Origin of the sequence: Glutamicibacter sp. B1 (genome assembly GCF_039602135.1) — a bacterium.
Taxonomy (GTDB): domain Bacteria; phylum Actinomycetota; class Actinomycetes; order Actinomycetales; family Micrococcaceae; genus Glutamicibacter; species Glutamicibacter ectropisis.
Genome location: NZ_CP125942.1, coordinates 1,353,902 through 1,371,907, shown reverse-complemented (window position 1 = coordinate 1,371,907; position 18,006 = coordinate 1,353,902). Strand labels below are relative to the sequence as shown.

Sequence of the window (18,006 nt, the reverse complement as noted above, 5' to 3'; positions counted from 1 at the left end):
CGGCAATCACGCCGGAATACACAACGCTGAAATAGCACGAAAGGAATTGCCATGAGCAAGCACTTCGTACCAGAGAACCTGCCAACTCATCTGCAGCACTACATCAATGGTGAATTCGTTGACTCCATCGGCGGTCAAACCTTTGATGTACAAGAACCAGTGACCAACACCAACTACGCTACCGCTGCATCGGCGCAGCCAGCCGACGTTGATCTGGCAGTGGCCGCGGCCAAGAAGGCTTTCAAGGAAGGCCCATGGTCCAAGATGCTGCCACGCGAGCGCTCCCGCGTCTTGCACAAGATCGCTGACATCGTTGAATCCCGCGACGAGGAACTGTCGTTGCTCGAATCCTACGACTCGGGCCTACCGATCACCCAGGCTAAGGGCCAGGCCCGTCGTGCAGCCGAGAACTTCCGTTTCTTCGCTGACCTAATTGTGGCTCAGGTGGATAATTCCTTCCGCGTCCCTGGACGCCAGATGAACTACGTGAACCGTAAGCCTATTGGTGTGGCTGCACTGATCACCCCATGGAACGTTCCGTTCATGCAGGAATCCTGGAAGCTGGCTCCGGCCATCGCCACCGGTAACTCCGTAGTGCTTAAGCCTGCCAGCTACACCCCACTCTCGGCTGGTCTCTGGCCAGAAATCTTCCGTGAAGCTGGATTGCCAGAAGGCGTTTTCAACCTGATCTTCGGCTCGGGTGGCGTGGCCGGCGACTACCTGGTCAAGCACCCGGATGTGCCACTGGTGTCCTTCACCGGCGACTCCTCCACCGGTGCCACTATCTCCACCGCGGCAGCCCCATACTTCAAGGGACTGTCCTTGGAACTCGGCGGCAAGTCCCCAGCTGTCGTCTTCGCCGATGCTGATCTGGATGCTGCCTTGGATGCCACCGTCTTCGGTGTCTTCTCACTGAACGGCGAGCGCTGCACCGCCGGCTCGCGTGTGCTGGTTCAGCGCGATATTTACGATGACTTTGTGACCAAGTTTGCCCAGCGTGCCAAGAACATCCGCGTTGGCCTGCCCAGTGATCCAAAGACCGAGGTCGGCTCGCTGGTGCACCCCAAGCACTTCGAAAAGGTCATGAGCTACATCGAAATCGGCAAGAAGGAAGGCCGACTGCTTGCTGGCGGTGGCCGTGCCGAGGGCTTCGAAAACGAGGGCAACTATGTTGCACCGACCGTCTTCGCCGATGTTGCCCCGGATGCACAGATCTTCCAGGACGAAATCTTCGGCCCAGTTGTTGCCATTACCCCATTTGATACCGATGAAGAAGCCTTGGAGTTGGCCAACAACACCAAGTACGGTCTGGCCGCTTATGTCTGGACCAGCAACCTCAAGCGTGCGCATAACTTCGCCCACCAGATCGATTCGGGCATGGTGTGGCTGAACTCGAACAACGTCCGAGACTTGCGTACCCCATTTGGTGGCGTGAAGGCCTCGGGTCTGGGCCGCGAAGGTGGCTACCGTTCGGTGGACTTCTACACGACTCAGCAGTCCATCCAGATCACCCTGAACGAAGCCCACTCCCCTAAGTTCGGCGTCTAGGAAGCACCAGCTTCCCCCACCAAAAATTCTTGTTCGCAAAGGAGCAACAACATGAGCAAAGAAATCGAAAACCCGATTGCAACCCCTTCGGTTCCAGCGCCGGATATCCTGCGCTGTGCCTACGCCGAACTGGTCGTCACCGATCTGGAGCGTTCGCGCAACTTCTACGTTGACGTCTTGGGCCTGCACGTTTCCTACGAAGATGAGAACCAGATCTACCTGCGTTCCTTCGAAGAATTCATCCACCACAACCTGGTGCTGACCAAGGGTCCAGTAGCTGCGTTGAAAGCCATGGCCTTCCGTGTCCGCTCGAACGAGGACGTGGATAAGGCAGAGGCCTACTACAAGGAACTGGGCTGCCGCACCGAACGCCGCAAGGACGGCTTCGTCAAGGGCATCGGGGATGCCGTACGCGTTGAAGATCCGCTCGGCTTCCCCTACGAATTCTTCTTCGAGACCACCCACGTTGAGCGCCTGCACATGCGCTACGACCTGTACTCGGCTGGCGAACTGGTCCGTCTGGATCACTTCAACCAGGTCACCCCGAATGTACCTCGCGGCCGCGCCTACCTAGAAGACCTGGGCTTCCGCGTCACCGAGGACATCCAGGACGACGAGGGCACCACCTACGCAGCATGGATGCACCGCAAGGGCACCGTGCACGACACCGCCCTGACCGGTGGCAACGGTCCACGCCTGCACCACGTAGCATTCTCCACCCATGAGAAGCACAACATCATCCAGATCTGCGACAAGATGGGTGCACTGCGCATCTCGGATCGTATCGAGCGCGGCCCAGGCCGCCACGGTGTGTCCAATGCGTTCTACCTGTACATCTTGGATCCAGATGATCACCGCATCGAGATCTACACCCAGGATTACTACACCGGTGATCCGGATAACCCGACCATCACCTGGAACGTACACGATAACCAGCGCCGCGACTGGTGGGGCAACCCGGTTGTACCTTCCTGGTACACCGAGGCTTCCATGGTCTTGGATCTGGATGGCAACGTGCAGGAAATCGTCGAGCGCACCGATGACTCCGAGTTGGAAGTGACCATCGGCGCCGACGGCTTCTCGTACACCCGTGCCGGTGACGAGGATGGCTCCTACCACGGCCAGGCTTCCAAGGGCTTCAAGCTGGGCAACCAGGTCTAAACAATAAAACTCAAAAGGGCTCCCCTGTTCTGCACGGATCATTCCGTTCAGAATGTGGGAGCTCTTTGGCATTTATTACCGTTCGCGCACTGTTCTCAGGAAGTATCGCTGTAATTTACAGGCTTTGCTATTCTTTTGGCTGACTATGGGCAAGACTGGAGCTATGGTCAGTGACAACAGCGCCAAGTTTGATGACCGTAGCCATGCCGGGGCCGCGTTGGGAATGAAGCTCGCCACCACCTTGCCCGCAGGCCAGTACACGGTGCTCGGCTTATTACGCGGTGGTGTTCCCATCGCCTACGAAGTTGCCCAAGCATTGGGGGCACGATTGGGCGTATTAGCGGTGCGCAAACTCGGCGTTCCGACTAATCCTGAACTGGCATTCGGCGCCATCGCCCAATACTCCACCCTCAGCGGGCGCTTCATTAATGCCGAGGTTCACCACCGGGCACTTCAATATTATGGGCACGATGAATTGATCTCCGTGGAAAACGGGGCCCACGCAGATTTGCTGGCCTTAGCCCACGCATTCAAGGCCTACACACCCGAGATAGCTGGACAATCGGTGATTCTCTGCGACGATGGCATCGCCACCGGTGCAACTATGAAGGCCTGCCTTGAACTTGTAGACCAGCTGAAACCACAATCGGTGATTGTCGCTTCTCCAGTCATTGCGGCCGAAGCTTTCACTGAACTAGCTCCCCAAGTCCAAGGACTCACGGAGCTGCTCACACCACGACAATTTTCGGCTGTTGGAGCGTTCTACAAAGATTTCAGTCAGATTGATCAGGACCATGTCCTCAAGCTTTTGGGGTCCAAGTCCTAAAATCCGAAAATCCCCATGGCAGTTACTGATTGTCCTTCAGCAACGCAACGTCAGAAACCAATTCAATATGCTCCTGCATCGCAGTTGCAGCAGCCCGCGAATCACCGGCAATAATTGCCTCGGTGATTTTCCGGTGGGATTCAAGAGAGCGCTCGGGACGACCTGGCTGACCTAGCGACTCTAGGCGCGTTTCAAGCACCATTTCAGATATGAAAGTCATTAGCTTTTGTAGAACTGATGATTTGGCTGCGCCGGTGATTGCTTCGTGAAAAAGCTCGTCGCCCTTTTCGCCCCTGTCACCATCCGCAATTTCTTGTGCCATAACTTCAAGTGCCTCGTTGATGCGTTTGATGTCATCTTCGGTACGTCGCTCGGCAGCCAGCGATGCCAATTTCACTTCTAGGGTGCTTCGCGCCTCAACAATTTCCGGCAACCTGTTTTTATGCTCGTGCAGTTCGCGTAGGACGGTTGCGATGCTAGGGCGGTACACCAGAACAGCACCGGTGCCGTGCTTAACATCGATGACTCCCAAGACTTCAAGAGCCACTAACGCTTGGGCCAACGTGGCACGAGAAACCCCTAGCTGATCTGCTAATTCTCGTTCGGCTGGCAGATGGTCTCCGGGTCCTAGCTGCTCTTGCTCTACGAAAGCCAAGATCTGTTGCATGAGCTGTTCATAGAGCCGGGGGCGCTGCACCTTAGCGAAGGCCTTGGGCTTGTTGATTTCAGCCACGTTCACTCCTTTAGATGTGTTCTAGATCAAACTTACACTGAAAATTCTCTTGACAAGACACTCGGAGTCTAGGAGGCTAGGCCAGTGAGCCAGTGACATTAGTCACATCATCAGAACTCGCTTTGCGGCCATCACGAAAAGGATATTCCCCCATGTCTGTCGCGTTAGTTTCCATCCTCATCCTGGCGGTGATGTTCATCATCGCCACGATGTTCCCCATCAATATGGGTGCCCTCGCCTTTGTCGGTGCCTTCCTGCTAGGAGCAGTCTTCCTCGGTATGGATACCGAGGACATTCTCGCCAGCTTCCCTGGCGGACTGTTCCTCACCCTGGTAGGCGTCACCTACCTCTTCGCCATCGCGCAAAACAACGGCACCATCGACATCCTCGTCGACAAAGCGGTGAAATTAGTTGATAGTCGCATCTCGCTAATTCCGTGGGTCATGTTCGCCATCACCGCGGCCATCACCGCTATTGGTGCGTTGGGCCCAGCTGCGGTCGCGATCATCGCACCCATCGGACTGAATTTCGCACAGCGTTACAAGATCAATCCCTTGATGATGGGTATGCTCATCGTTCACGGCGCGCAAGCCGGCGGCTTCTCCCCCATCGCGGTGTACGGCGTCATCGTCAACGGTCTGATTGAAAAAGCCGGATTCGCTTTCAGCCCCACCGCGTTGTTCCTGACCAGCTTCGTCTTCAACCTGGTCATCGCTGTTGTCTTGTTCGTAGTACTTGGTGGACGTCAACTCGCTGGCCAGCGTGCCGGAGCCATCGCAGAACGTGTTGCCGAAGCGCGATTGAAGGTGTCCGCAGGTGCCCGTGCCGCAGATGTCGATTTCAAGGGCAGTGGATCTGGAACCTACGGACCACGCGACCCCGCCGGAGACGGTGCAGCTCCGAAGGCTCCAGGTCAGCGATTTGGCCAGATCATGACCATGATCGGTCTGGTAGCACTTGCCGTCATCGCATTGGGCTTCAAGGTTGATGTTGGATTCGTTTCGATCACCATCGCCGTATTCCTGGCACTGGTCAACCCAGCTGCGCAAAAGGGAGCAGTAAACAAGATCAGCTGGTCCACCGTCTTGTTGATCTGTGGAATGCTCACCTTCGTCGGTGTCCTAGAAGAAGCCGGAACCATCGAGTACGTATCCAACGGCGTGGCCAATCTTGGAGCTCCGCTACTGGCCGGATTGTTGATCTGCTACATCGGTGCCGTGGTCTCCGCATTCGCCTCATCCACCGCCATCTTGGCAGCTTTGATTCCACTGGCCATCCCATTCCTGAGCACCGGGTCAATCAGCGCAACCGGTCTGATTTGTGCCCTCGCCATCGCTTCAACCGTCGTGGACGTTTCGCCTTTCTCCACCAACGGTGCACTCGTTCTCGCCAACGCTCCCGAAGGCACAGACAAGGATCGCTTCTACAAGCAAGTTCTGGGCTACGGCGGCATCGTCGTACTCGTCGGGCCGCTGCTGGCTTGGGCACTGCTAGTGCTTCCGGGCTGGCTTTAGACCACCTGTTCCATAACTGAACTGAAAATTTCGAGGAGGACACATTGAGCTCCACAATTGCCGAAAGCACAACACAGTCAGGCATCACCACCGGGCCGCTTAGCGGATACGTTGTCCTTGACCTCACCCGGGCTCTCGCTGGCCCGCATGCAGGGATGATGATGGGAGACCTCGGTGCCAAGGTCATCAAAATTGAAACTGTAGGGACCGGGGATGACACCCGCGGCTGGGGCCCACCTTTTGTTGGCCCCGCCGAGAACCGACAGGCCACCTACTTCCTTTCCTGCAACCGCAACAAACTCTCACTATCGCTGAATCTGAAAGACCAAGAGCACAAGGCCAAGTTAGAAGAGCTCATCAAGAACAGTGACGTGCTCATGGAAAACTTCCGCGCCGGGGTCCTAGACCGGTTAGGGTTCAGTGTTCAAACCTTGCACAAGCTCAACCCTCGTTTGATCATCCTGTCCATCACAGGCTTTGGACATGATGGACCGGAAGCTCATCGCAGTGGCTATGACCAAATCTTGCAAGGTGAAGCCGGCCTGATGTCAATTACCGGTTCAGGCCCCGACGATCCACAAAAGGTCGGCGTACCTATCGCAGATCTACTCTCAGGAATGTACGGAGCCTACGGCGCACTGGCAGCACTTCTAGATCGGGAAAAGACCGGACGAGGACAGGTAGTACGCACATCCCTTCTAGCATCCATCATCGGTGTCCACGCATTCCAGGGAACCCGCACCACCGTAGCCGGAGAAAGCCCAAGAGCCATCGGCAACCATCACCCGTCCATTGCTCCTTACGGACTGTACGGTTGCAAGGATTCAAAAGTACAGATCAGCATTGGCAGTGAAAAATTATGGCAAAATTTCGCCAACGCTTTTGGCCTCCCCGCAGATGATCCGCGTTTTACCAATAATTCTGTTCGCGTAGAGAACCGACCGGCACTCAACGAGCTCATCGAAAAAGCCTTTTCCGGCTATAACGCTTCAGATTTGCTCAATGCCCTTGATGCGGAAGGAATCCCTTCGGGCAAGGTCCGCACCATCGAGGAAGTCTACGGATGGGATCAAGTGAAATCTCAGGGGCTGATCGTTGAGGTAGAGCATGAAGTCCTAGGAAAAATTAGCCTTCCAGGACCACCGCTACGTTTCTTCGACCCGGCCACCAATAATGAAACGACACGCACAGTGCACACTGCGCCACCGGTACTTAACTCCAATGCACAAGACATTGAACAGTGGCTGATTTCAAGAAGGGAGAACAACTGATGAGCACCAAAACCTTACGCATTGACTCAGCAACGCTACTAGACATCGTCTTAGACCCAGACTCGTTTGAATCATGGGATAACTCCCCGAAACAACCCTTGCTCAGCGCGGACTACGCTGCAGCTCTGCAATCTGCCTCCAGTAAAAGTAATACCGACGAAGCAGTCATTACCGGCAAAGGCCGGATCCGCGGGCGGGAAGTTGCCGTCATTGTCTCGGAGTTCAATTTTTTGGCTGGCTCCATTGGACAGGCCGCGGCGCAACGTATCGTGGCAGCCATCCAGAGAGCGACAGCAGAAAAACTACCCTTGCTTGCTGGACCTGCATCCGGTGGCACCCGCATGCAAGAAGGAACCCTCGCCTTCTTGGGCATGGTGTCAATCACTGATGCGGTACGTCGACACAAGGAAGCAGCACTTCCTTACCTGGTTTACCTGCGTCACCCAACCACCGGCGGAGTGATGGCTTCCTGGGGATCTTTGGGGCATATCACGGTGGCTGAGCCCGGAGCACTCTTGGGTTTCCTCGGACCCCGAGTTTATGAAGCCCTCTATGATCAAAAGTTCCCGGATGGAGTTCAGACTTCTGAGAATCTATTCCGCAAGGGACTGATAGACGCAGTTGTTCCTGCACAGGAATTACCGAGCCTGATTGACCGGGCACTGTCGATCTTGCAACCAAATTCCACCGAAGGCATCGTGCCTGCACCGGTAGGGCGTCCTTATGTCCGCGATTCCAAAGACGTATGGGAATCGGTGCAGCGAAGCCGAAACCCACGTCGGCCAGATACTCGAATGCTTTTGGCCTCAGCCGAAGAAGCTCTACCACTTAACGGAACAGGACAGGGCGAAAAAGATCCAGGCCTGATGCTTGCATTAACACGCTTTGGCGACCAGCCCTGTGTGGTGATCGGGCAACAACGTCCACGACATCCCGAAACGGCCAGCCTAGGACCAGCGTCATTACGCGAAGCCCGGCGTGGCATGCAGTTAGCCCAAGAACTCAACCTGCCATTGGTCACCATCATCGACACCACCGGGGCCGAGCTCTCGGTGCAGTCGGAAGAAGGTGGGTTGGCTGGAGAAATTGCACGCTCGCTGAGCGAACTAATTGGGCTGCGTTCTCCGTCCGTCTCAGTGTTATTAGGTCAAGGTACCGGTGGCGCCGCTTTAGCGCTCCTTCCTGCTGACCGAACACTGGCTGCAGAGAATTCATGGCTATCGCCACTGCCACCAGAAGGCGCCAGCGCTATCATCCACCGAACCACAGACAGAGCAGCCGAAATGGCCCGTCAGCAAAAGATCGGTGTGCCGGATCTGTGCGGTTTTGGTCTGGTTGATCATGTGGTGGCGGAACAGATTGATGCGGCCGTGCGCCCGCGCGAGTTCTGCCAAGAACTCGGCGCAGCCATCGCAGCAGAGATCTCCTTGGCCCGCGCCATCCCCGATGCTCATCGGCTGGCTCGACGACAGTTAAAGTTCCAGAGACTGGGCGACGCTACCGAATAGGTCGCTTGAACGGTGGGGAGGTGAAGATCCTATGGGTTCTCACCTCCCCAGTGTGTTTGTACCACTCATTGCGCCGTAGAATTGACCCCATGACTGCAACGCTCGTGGCCAAAGATCTCACCGGTGGCCACGCCCACCGAACTTTGTTTTCCAACCTAAACTTCACTGCGACAACGTCAAATGTTTATGGCGTGGTGGGTGCCAACGGGGCAGGCAAATCCACGTTGCTCTCCTTACTTGCCAAGGCCGCCACACCTCAGTCTGGTTCGGTCAGTACCGCCCCGGATTCCGCTTTCATTGGCTGGTTGCCGCAGGAACATGAACGCATTCCCGGAGAGACCATAGCCGGCTATCTGGCACGGCGCACCGGTTGCGCTGAAGCGACCTCCCGCATGGAAGAAACCGCCCAAGATCTTGGTAGCAATAAACCAGGCGCCGATGACGCCTATGCGACAGCTTTTGATCATTGGATGGCTTCAGGTGCCATGGATTTGGAAGACAGAATCCCCGAGGTTCTAGCCAAACTAGGATTCACCCTCCCGGTTGAAACAGAGATGACAGCACTTTCTGGCGGCCAAGTCGCACGCGTCGCGTTGGCGGCACTACTGCTCTCTCGTTTCGATATCGTGCTACTCGATGAGCCCACCAATGACCTTGATCTGGAAGGGCTTGAACTGCTCGAAGAGTTCATCAATTCTCTGCGCTCCCCTGTCATCTTGGTATCCCACGACCGAGAATTCCTGGCACGCTGCACCACCGGCATCATTGAATTGGACCTCGCCCAAAACAAGGTCGCCGTTTATGAGGGTGGCTACGACTCCTATTTGGCCGAACGAGCCATCAACCGTACCCACGCCCGTGAAGCCTACGAGCAGTTTGAAAACCAGAAGTCAGATCTTGTCGCTCGTGCCCGCACACAGCGCGAATGGTCCTCCCAGGGTGTTCGCAATGCCATGCGTAAAGCCCCTGATAATGACAAGATCCGGCGTCGCGCCAATAGCGAATCCTCAGAGAAACAGGCCGCCAAGGTCCGCCAGATGGAGTCTCGCATTGCCCGTCTGGAGGAAGTGGCCGAACCGCGCAAAGAGTGGGTTCTGCAGTTTTCCATCGCTGCCGCACCCCGAGGCTCATCGGTCATGTGCACCTTAAATCAGGCGCAGTTGCAGCACGGTGATTTCACCTTTGGACCGGTCTCCGTGCAGGTTAATGCCTCCGATCGTATTGGCATCACCGGACCGAATGGTGCTGGAAAGTCCACCCTGCTCAATCTTCTGCTGGGCAAACAGTCCCCCGACACCGGCACGGCTTCATTGGGTAGTTCGGTGAGCATCGGAGAGATTGATCAGGCCCGTAGTCAGCTTCCCGGTGACCTGCCATTAGGCCAAGCATTCGAGAACTCCGTCCCCGAATACTCTTCGGCTGAGGTGCGTACCCTGCTGGCAAAGTTTGGTCTGAAAGCTGACCAATCCACTGCGCTGGTCAATTCCTTATCACCCGGTGAACGCACCCGCGCGTCCATGGCATTACTCCAGGCACGAGGCGTGAATCTTCTGGTCTTGGATGAGCCAACCAACCACTTAGACGTCCCGGCCATCGAACAGTTGGAAGAAGCTTTGGAAGCATATGAGGGTGCGCTACTGCTGGTGACCCACGACCGCAGGTTACTGGAGAACGTTCGGTTGACCAGCCATTGGGAATTATCAGCGGGACAACTCAGCGTTCACTATTAGACGCTGCTAACGCAGAGGACACATAGGGCAGGTTCACAGTCATCTACCGTAGGCTTGAACGCATAGGAGCCGAGACTTTCAGTTCTTTCGACTGAGATGTCGCCCGCTACCACAGCCAAGGATCAGACTTGAGTAGCAGTTCCGTTCTTCAGCCCTCCGCACCTTCTAACAGGCCCGGAGATCCCCAAAGCTTTTTCCACGTAAAGAAACTCGTTCAAGACGCAGGTCTTTCTGGGCGACGTCGGGCCCACTATTTGGGGTTGGGATCCGTACTGGTCATCCTTTTGGGCTCAGCAATTGCTGGTTCCATTCTGCTTGGACACAGCTGGTATCAGTTGCTCATAGCAGCGGCACTAGGAATTCTGCTGACGCAGTTCGCGTTCCTGGCTCATGAAGCAGCTCATCGTCAGATCCTGTCCTCCGGGAAGACCAATGACAAGTTGGGCCGTTTTCTTGCCAATGTTGTTGTGGGAATCAGCTACCAGTGGTGGATGAACAAACACAATAAGCACCATGCCACGCCTAATACCATTGGCAAAGATCCCGATATTGAATGGGACACCATCTCATTCCAGCCAGTTGATGCGCAACGACAACGCGGATTTCTCAAGTGGATCACGCAACGTCAGGGTTACCTATTCTTCCCGTTACTGACCCTGGAAGGACTCAATTTACATGTTCAGTCGATCCGTTATCTGTTCACTGCACACCGCACGAAGCGACGTAAGCGCGAGATACTAGCGATCGCACTGCGTGTAGGACTGTATCTTGCGTTGATTTTTATGTTCTTGCCCATCGGCATGGCTTTTGCCTTCATCGGAGTACAGCTGGCAGTCTTTGGCATCTACATGGGTGCTTCCTTCGCACCGAACCACAAGGGCATGCCCATGGTTCCCGGCGATGCGCGCATCGATTTCTTCTCTCGCCAGGTACTCACCAGCCGCAACATCATGGCCCGCTCTTCCTGGGGTAACCGAGTACTCTCACACCTCTTTGGCGGGCTGAACTACCAAGTCGAGCACCACCTGTTCCCCTCGATGCCCCGTGCCAATCTGGCCGCAGTGTCAAGAATCGTGCGCGAGTACTGCAACGAACACCAGATTCCTTACACTGTTGCCAGTATCCGAGAGTCCTATGCGCAAGTCATCACCTACCTCAACAAGGTAGGTCTCTCGGCCCGCGATCCATTTGATTGCCCGATGGTGTCCGGATACCGCGTGAGCTCCTAACAGCCATAGACTCAACCAATTTAGAGCTAGGAATTTTGGTCATCTTTGACCAGGATTCCTAGCTCATTTTTGTCTTGATCAAAAATCGCCAAGGAGCCATCATCCAATAGCTTTCCAGTGCTAGCCCTTGCTAACCAATCATCCACGCCTTCACAGAACATTCTCGTCCCGGCGAGCGCAATAAACTCCACGTCCTGCGCTTCAGACCATGTCCCGAATAATCGGTTACAGCCATCGGAACCTACGACTTTTCCGTCGTCGAGAAATTCAAGCCATGGACGTTTTGGGATTTTGCTTCCCCAGAGGCCCAATAGTGCCTGTGCAGTCATCGGCAATCCTCGATTCGGTTAGCTGTCTTGGCAAGAGCCTAGGGCTGCGAGTCTACCGGCTGGCTTGGCTCTTTGGGCCCCACCACGTCAATAGCTCCGGTCACCGTGCGCTGCACACCGGTGGTCACTGGGACATACTCCGCACGAGTAGATACCTGTGGTTTGGTTTTCCCTTGGCGCAGGTCAAGAATGGCTACCAAGAGTGTGGCGATAACTAGTACCGAAATCGCCACGAACGAGAGCTCCATTGCCAGCGAGTATCCAGCAACATGGTTCAGTCCGTAGAACACTGCGGTAATGACCGCAATGCCCACGGCCGTCCCCACGCGTTGAGAGGTCTGCATCAATCCCCCGGCACTTCCCGAGTTGCCCACCGGTACTTCCATCAGGGTCAATGCCTGATTCGGGGAAATGATGAAACCTTGGGCAATACCGATGAATGACAGGGATAGCAACATCCACCAGATGTTGAGATTTACTTGCTCTTCAAGGACCACCACGGCAATGGTGGCCAGCAGTCCGAACAGCGCACTGAGCGTGCCACCGATGACCAGTTTGCGTCCTAGAGTGGTGGCATATCGGCCAGCGATATGCGAACTATAGGCCGAGAGTAGCGCAGCGGGAAGACAGATCAGCCCTGATTCCAGAGCGGTGAATCCTTGAGATTCTTGCACGTAGATAGCCACGAGTACCCAAACACTCGATACGCCCATGAAGTACAGACCAGCGATCAGGGTGCCGTTGGTGAAGCTTCGGATTTTGAACAGCGCCAATTCAACCATGGGTTCGCGTCCACGTTCCTTGTACTTCTTCTCCCACCAGACCCACACGGCCAGCAAGATCAGGGCACCTGCCAAGAGCCACCATAAGGCGGGATTCTCTCGGCCCTGAACAAAGGGAAGTAAGAGAGCAAAAATGCTCAGTGCAAGAATGATTGCACCCACTGGATCCAAATCCACCTTGCCTGCCGGCTTAGTGAAGAGCGGTTTTGGTAACCACACGACGGCCAAAACTATCGCCAAAATCCCGACGGGCACGTTGATTAGGAAGGTTGAACGCCATCCGGCATCGGCACCGAGCCAGTTAATCAGTAGTCCACCGACCACCGGTCCGATAGCAACGGAAAAACCAACGACCGTGCCCAATAACCCGTAGGCCCTACCTCGTGCCGCACCACGGAAGTGCTGTTGGATCATGCCCATCACCTGTGGGTTGAGCAGACCAGAGCCGACACCCATGATGAAACGGGCAATGTTCAAAAGCATTGGGTCCGTAGCTAGTCCGGCCAAAATGCTGGCGAGGGTAAAGATGGTGACGCCGGCGACAAACATGACGCCACGGCCCAACAGGTCTCCTGCGCGTCCCGCTGCAACAAGCACCACACCAAAGGTCAACGCATAGCCAGAAAGCACCCACTGCATATCGGCTTCGCTGGCATGCAGCGTTGACCCGATGGAGGGCAACACTACGTTGACGATACTGACCGAAACCAGCGACATGAACATCGCTGCAAGCAAGACCCCAAGAAGTCGCCAACGCGCTCCAGCAGATAACTCACTGGAATCTGGTGCTACTTCGGACTTGCTTTGTGGCATCGGGACAACTTTCGGCACAGTAGTCCACCGCAGGAAGGCGATAGATCTACCTACTTCAGCGTCGCCTTCCGAAAATATATTCCCTGACGAGGAATTTTCAGTCTTCAGCCACCGAAGTTTCGCTATTGCGCTCCAGGAGCCGTTCAATGGCTAGCACGCGTAATTCGATGACTTCGTCGAATAGTTCGTCACTATTCTGTTCTGGAAGTTCTAGAGCTTCACGTGCGTACGGTGCGGGAATTTCAGGATAGTCATCTAGCCACGGCTTAGGCACCGGATGGTTCAGGACGTAGTCAGAGTCCGAAGTCCGTCGGTCATAAAAGTAGTCAACGTGCAGCACGAAGCCGAGCACATCGCGTTCTAGGGCACGAGTCATGCTAGTTGCTTGCTTCAGTGTCAGCCCGGTTTCGACATAGAACTTCAATAAGCGTTCAACGAGTTCAGTCCGTCGTGGTCCGGGCACTGCGTGCACTTTTTCGTCCATGCTCAATAGGGAAGCACGCGGGTAGGAACGATAGGCAGCCCGGGTGGCCAGGTACGCATCGCGCACCCCGTCTTTCCAGTGCTCAGCATCAAAATCAAGCGTGGGGCTAAGGGACATGAACTGTTGCATGGCAAGATTGATGACTTCGCCGCGATCAGCCACATAGTTGTACAGGGCGCGTGGAGTCACCCCAAGTTCGGAGGCTAGGCGGTGCATGGTCAGGGCGCTGTAACCTTCAGTTCCAGCGATCTCCAAAGCCTTTTGACCCAATAGCTCTTTGCTCAGGCTAATAAACTCAGAATCCTTGCGGGGGCGCCCGCGTCCGCGCTTCGCAGTGGGCGCAGGTGTAGTTTCCATGTCATTGACCATGCCATGAGAATATATGGAAGTTCTGAGTAAATCTGTTTTGTTAGCTTCGAGCCGCTAAAACAATGCGAGAAGCTTTCTGGCCCGTTCATGCCATAGACCCGCCGCCACGGCTAGGTGTCCCACTGCGAATGACAGGCCGCCTGCCAACCACGGCCACAATAACAAGGCATTGTATGTTCCGGGCAGCGCCGCGATAAATCCGGCCACCATCACCAAAAACCCTGCTGCGACTAGCGAGATGTGAGCAGCTTTCCAACGAGTAGGAAGCAGAGCAGCTAAGACCACCAACACTACCCCGGGCGCTAGAACAAGCCACTGGGCACCGGTGAAGCTTGCCAGTCCTTGATAGGTGGTGAAGGCAAGTGCTGCAATGAGGATGACCGATGCGGTGACCAACCAGCCAGAGCCAGGACGTGCCATCGAACCACGCATCATCAATAACGGCGTGAATACCTGAGCCCACAACAAGATGGTGACCGGGACGAAGTACAGCGGAAGGATGCCACCTCCGAGACATACTGCGGTCATGACCACGGCACCCAGAATTTGAAGGGTCATGCCCACGGCGCCTTGGAGCCATAGTGGTAACAAACTGAAAACTACCGGGATGAAGGCAAGCCAGATCAGCTGGCTTCCAATGGTTTCCTCTAGCGCCGCGAGCCATCCACCAACGGGCGTCAGTAGTTGGCCTAGCCCTTGGGAGGAGATCAGCTCTTGTTGTGGTGGAGCAAAGAGCACAACAACTACCGTCATTAACGCGAGCGCGCAAATGGGCCAGGCTAAGATCCGTGTCAGAAAATGCTTCCCGCTACTGACTTCTAGCTCTTCGGGTTCTGTCCGTTCAAATTTGCGAGCCCGAGTCGCCGGTTCCCCCAGCGCGCTGATCAGTTCACGTTTGCGGCGTCCCCCGCCTGGCAGTCGATGAATTTCCTCGCGTGTTTGTTCAAGAACCTGTTTGCGTTCCTGCTCAGAGAGAAAATCCAAGGCACGTGACAACTGCACCACATAATTCCGGGCAGCGCGCGGCAGGTAAGTCTTCATGTCTTTTACTTTACGTGTTCTTGGACGGCAACGAGCGCAGCGCCGACGGGTACCCAGCGAAGGTACCTATCGGCGCTGTGCTCGTTGGAAACGCGCTAGTAGGAATGTGCTCGCTTACTTGCCAGCACCAGCGGTCAAGCCGCCAACTATGTACTTCTGCAAGAAAAGGAACAACGCCATGACGGGCAGGGCTGCCAAGACCGCGCCGGCGGCGAAGACTGACCAGTTTGAGGTGAACTCTTCTGAGACGTAGGAGTACAGACCCACCGCAAGCGTCTGGTTTTCTGGCGAGACCAATACGACCGAGGCCAAGACGAAGTCACTGGTGCTGGAGATGAAGGACAAGAGTCCGACCACTGCAAGAATCGGAGCGACTAGGCGCAGGATCATGGTGAAGAAGATCCGTGCGTGGCCAGCTCCATCGATCTTTGCTGCCTGGTCAATTTCCACCGGGATGGTATTGAAGAAGCCGTACATCAGGTAGGTGTTCACACCCAGTGCGCCGCCGAGGTACACCATGATCAAGGCGATCTGGTTATCGATTCCTAGGGCAGGGAAAACATCGCCCAGCGAGGTGAGCAGGATGAAGATGGCCACCACTGCTAGTAGCTGCGGGAAGATCTGCACGATGAGCAAGCTGACCAGTCCAACTCGGCGTCCGGTGAATCGCATGCGCGAAAAACTATAAGCTGCCAGTGCGCCGAGGAACACCGACGCTGCAGCGGTAGTCAGTCCGATGAACAGGGTGTTAGCAAACCATGCAGCAAAGGGACGCTGTTCGTTTTGAAAGAGATCAACGTAGCTTTGCAATCCGACGGTGGAGAAGAATCCATTGGAGGACAGCAGGGTGCCGTTAGGATTCAACGATGCCGAGAGCACGTAGAGCAGCGGGAATGCTGAGTAGATGCACAGGGCCACACCGATCAGGTGCCGCCATCCTGTGGTGGCGAACCACTTGCCGAAGGTTCGTCGCGCTGGACGTGGGATCGGGGTAAAGCTTGGAGTCGTGTGGGTGGTTGAGGTATCGGTACTCATTAGTTCAACTCCTCCAGAGCCTTGGTCTGCTTAAAACTGATGATTGAGATGATTGCGACGATCACAAAGATGATGATGGAGAACGCGCTGGCCAGACCATAGTCACGTTGGGAGCCGACGAAGGCGACCTTGTAAACCATGGAGATCAGGATGTCGGTCGCGCCGACATTCAGCCCTGCATCTTCGAGTCGTGGTCCGCCTTCGGTGAGCATGTAGATCACGTTGAAGTTATTGAAGTTGAAGGCGAAGGAACTGATCAGCAGTGGCGCCACGGAAACGAGCAACAGCGGAAGTTTGATCAGACGGAAAATCTGGAAAGGCTTTGCACCATCAATGGTTGCTGCTTCAGAGAGTTCTTGCGGAATGGATTGCAAGGCACCGGTGCACACCAGGAACATATATGGGAAGCCCAACCAGAGGTTGACCCAAAGGACGGAGAACTTGGCCAGCCATGGGTCGGTCAGCCACGGAATATTCGCGCCCCCAAAGAGGACTTGGTTCACAAAGCCGAAGTCTTTGTTGAGCATTCCAGCCCAGACCAATCCACCGAGGAAGGCTGGGAAGGCGTAGGGAAGGATGGAAATGACTCGGTAAATCTTCCGACCCTTCATGCGCATGTCATTAAAGACAATGGCAAGGAATAGTCCGAGGAAGAAGGTCGATGCCACCGAGAGGAAAGCAAAGGCGAAGGTCCAGATCGAGACGGAGAACAGTGCGCCGCGGATCGAGGAATCGGTGAAAGCGCGGGTGAAGTTATCAAAGCCAACGTTGATGGACCAGCCTGGCATCAGCTGCGATCCGTCCTCAGCTGTGAAAGCACCAACGCCAGTATCTTTGTAAACCAAACCGGTCTTTTGATCCGTCATGGTGTCGGCAGCTTCGTCGTACTTCAGCGATGAAGTGTACTGGTAGGCCGTGCGACCATCACTGGTGCGTAGGGTACCGTCGGCTGGATTATCGCTCACCTCTACCTTTAATGAGGTGACTTCTTGCTGGCGGCCGAGCAGATCAGCAAAGTTCAGTTCGGTGTACCCATCAAGGGAGGTTGGTTCCAGTGCACTCAGCGCGGTGTTTTCGTCACCAATGAGCTGTTGGCCGTCACGTTCGATGAGCATGGCCAGACCGTCATCGCCGTCATAGAGCTTGACCGGGTAACCAGGTGAGCCTTCAACACGTTCCTGATTTGACTGCAACAAGGAAGAGATCGCGTCGGCCTTATCTGAGTTATGCCCCGAACCGTAGTTGGTGAAGGCGATATATCCGGTGTAGCCAATGACAAAGACCTGGAAGATCAACAAGAAGATGGTGCCCGGTAGCAAGTACTTGGCCGGAAGCCATCCCCTCTTGAAGTAGACGACATTGATCAGCACAGTGATCACCGCAATGACGGTGGCGATGGCCCATGCTTCACGCCCGATGGCGGTGAAGAGGGCAAATACGGCGGTGGCGTCCACGATGGCGATAAGAATGATCTTGATCAGGATGGAGCCGAGGCTTGTGCTTGATGCATTGGCGAAACGTTGTGCCGCTGGCGACAGCTTACGTTTCGGGTCGTCGCTGTGACGTGGCGGTGCCTCTGGGGCAGTCTTAGTCATCTTCCAGATGTCCCTGTCAGTAAAGTTCAGATGGTGCT

The 18,006-nt window shown here is 55.4% G+C and carries 15 protein-coding genes; 8 read left to right on the top strand and 7 right to left on the bottom strand.

The features are described from left to right. The first annotated feature begins 51 nt into the window (after nt 1–51). The 3 genes from hpaE (at nt 52) to QMQ05_RS06415 (ending at nt 3,535) form a co-directional block, all read left to right on the top strand. Nucleotides 52–1,548 (top strand): 5-carboxymethyl-2-hydroxymuconate semialdehyde dehydrogenase, encoded by a 1,497-nt coding sequence (gene hpaE, locus QMQ05_RS06425; protein WP_345473954.1) that lies wholly within the window; start codon nt 52–54, stop codon nt 1,546–1,548. 51 nt (nt 1,549–1,599) lie between these two features. Further along, nucleotides 1,600–2,709: a 3,4-dihydroxyphenylacetate 2,3-dioxygenase gene (gene hpaD / locus QMQ05_RS06420; protein WP_334122831.1), complete on the top strand. Its 1,110-nt coding sequence runs from the start codon at nt 1,600–1,602 to the stop codon at nt 2,707–2,709. Between the two features lie 145 nt (nt 2,710–2,854). After that, a complete protein-coding gene (locus tag QMQ05_RS06415) occupies nt 2,855–3,535 on the top strand; it encodes a phosphoribosyltransferase (protein WP_345473951.1) in 681 nt (226 codons plus the stop codon). Between the two features lie 22 nt (nt 3,536–3,557). Here QMQ05_RS06415 and QMQ05_RS06410 read toward each other — a convergent pair whose 3' ends face one another. Continuing rightward, nucleotides 3,558–4,202: a FadR/GntR family transcriptional regulator gene (locus QMQ05_RS06410; protein WP_345474659.1), complete on the bottom strand. Its 645-nt coding sequence runs from the start codon at nt 4,200–4,202 to the stop codon at nt 3,558–3,560. 218 nt (nt 4,203–4,420) lie between these two features. Here QMQ05_RS06410 and QMQ05_RS06405 point away from each other — a divergent pair, with 218 nt between their 5' ends. The 5 genes from QMQ05_RS06405 to QMQ05_RS06385 all read left to right on the top strand — a co-directional run bounded on the left by QMQ05_RS06405 (nt 4,421) and on the right by QMQ05_RS06385 (nt 11,520). Beyond that, the gene (locus QMQ05_RS06405; RefSeq protein ID WP_334122829.1) at nt 4,421–5,782 is read left to right on the top strand and encodes an SLC13 family permease; all 1,362 of its coding nucleotides are present in this window, start codon (nt 4,421–4,423) and stop codon (nt 5,780–5,782) included. A 44-nt stretch (nt 5,783–5,826) separates the two neighbouring features. Further along, nucleotides 5,827–7,053, top strand: coding sequence for a CaiB/BaiF CoA transferase family protein (locus QMQ05_RS06400; protein ID WP_334122828.1), 1,227 nt, complete (start codon nt 5,827–5,829; stop codon nt 7,051–7,053). Next, a complete protein-coding gene (locus QMQ05_RS06395; RefSeq protein WP_334122827.1) occupies nt 7,053–8,561 on the top strand; it encodes a carboxyl transferase domain-containing protein in 1,509 nt (502 codons plus the stop codon). Before QMQ05_RS06400 ends, QMQ05_RS06395 begins: the two co-directional genes overlap by 1 nt. 89 nt (nt 8,562–8,650) lie before the next feature. Next, nucleotides 8,651–10,291 carry a ribosomal protection-like ABC-F family protein gene (gene abc-f, locus QMQ05_RS06390; protein WP_334122826.1) on the top strand — a complete coding sequence of 547 codons (1,641 nt, stop codon included), beginning with the start codon at nt 8,651–8,653 and terminating at the stop codon, nt 10,289–10,291. Between the two features lie 128 nt (nt 10,292–10,419). Further along, complete coding sequence (locus QMQ05_RS06385) at nt 10,420–11,520, top strand: fatty acid desaturase family protein (protein ID WP_345473947.1); 1,101 nt, start codon at nt 10,420–10,422, stop codon at nt 11,518–11,520. 26 nt (nt 11,521–11,546) lie between these two features. On the opposite strand, the gene QMQ05_RS06380 is transcribed toward QMQ05_RS06385, so the two are convergent. The 6 genes from QMQ05_RS06380 to QMQ05_RS06355 all read right to left on the bottom strand — a co-directional run bounded on the left by QMQ05_RS06380 (nt 11,547) and on the right by QMQ05_RS06355 (nt 17,968). Then, nucleotides 11,547–11,849: an META domain-containing protein gene (locus QMQ05_RS06380; protein ID WP_345473945.1), complete on the bottom strand. Its 303-nt coding sequence runs from the start codon at nt 11,847–11,849 to the stop codon at nt 11,547–11,549. Nucleotides 11,850–11,887: 38 nt separating this feature from the next. Next, nucleotides 11,888–13,444, bottom strand: coding sequence for an MFS transporter (locus tag QMQ05_RS06375; protein WP_345473943.1), 1,557 nt, complete (start codon nt 13,442–13,444; stop codon nt 11,888–11,890). 97 nt (nt 13,445–13,541) lie between these two features. Further along, nucleotides 13,542–14,285 (bottom strand): TetR/AcrR family transcriptional regulator C-terminal domain-containing protein, encoded by a 744-nt coding sequence (locus QMQ05_RS06370; RefSeq protein ID WP_334122822.1) that lies wholly within the window; start codon nt 14,283–14,285, stop codon nt 13,542–13,544. A 66-nt stretch (nt 14,286–14,351) separates the two neighbouring features. Continuing rightward, the gene (locus tag QMQ05_RS06365) at nt 14,352–15,338 is read right to left on the bottom strand and encodes an HAAS signaling domain-containing protein (RefSeq protein ID WP_345473940.1); all 987 of its coding nucleotides are present in this window, start codon (nt 15,336–15,338) and stop codon (nt 14,352–14,354) included. A gap of 114 nt (nt 15,339–15,452) precedes the next feature. Next, nucleotides 15,453–16,373, bottom strand: a complete 921-nt coding sequence (locus QMQ05_RS06360; protein WP_345473938.1) for a sugar ABC transporter permease — start codon at nt 16,371–16,373, stop codon at nt 15,453–15,455. Next, nucleotides 16,373–17,968, bottom strand: coding sequence for an ABC transporter permease subunit (locus QMQ05_RS06355; RefSeq protein ID WP_345473937.1), 1,596 nt, complete (start codon nt 17,966–17,968; stop codon nt 16,373–16,375). Before QMQ05_RS06355 ends, QMQ05_RS06360 begins: the two co-directional genes overlap by 1 nt. Nucleotides 17,969–18,006 lie beyond the last annotated feature (38 nt).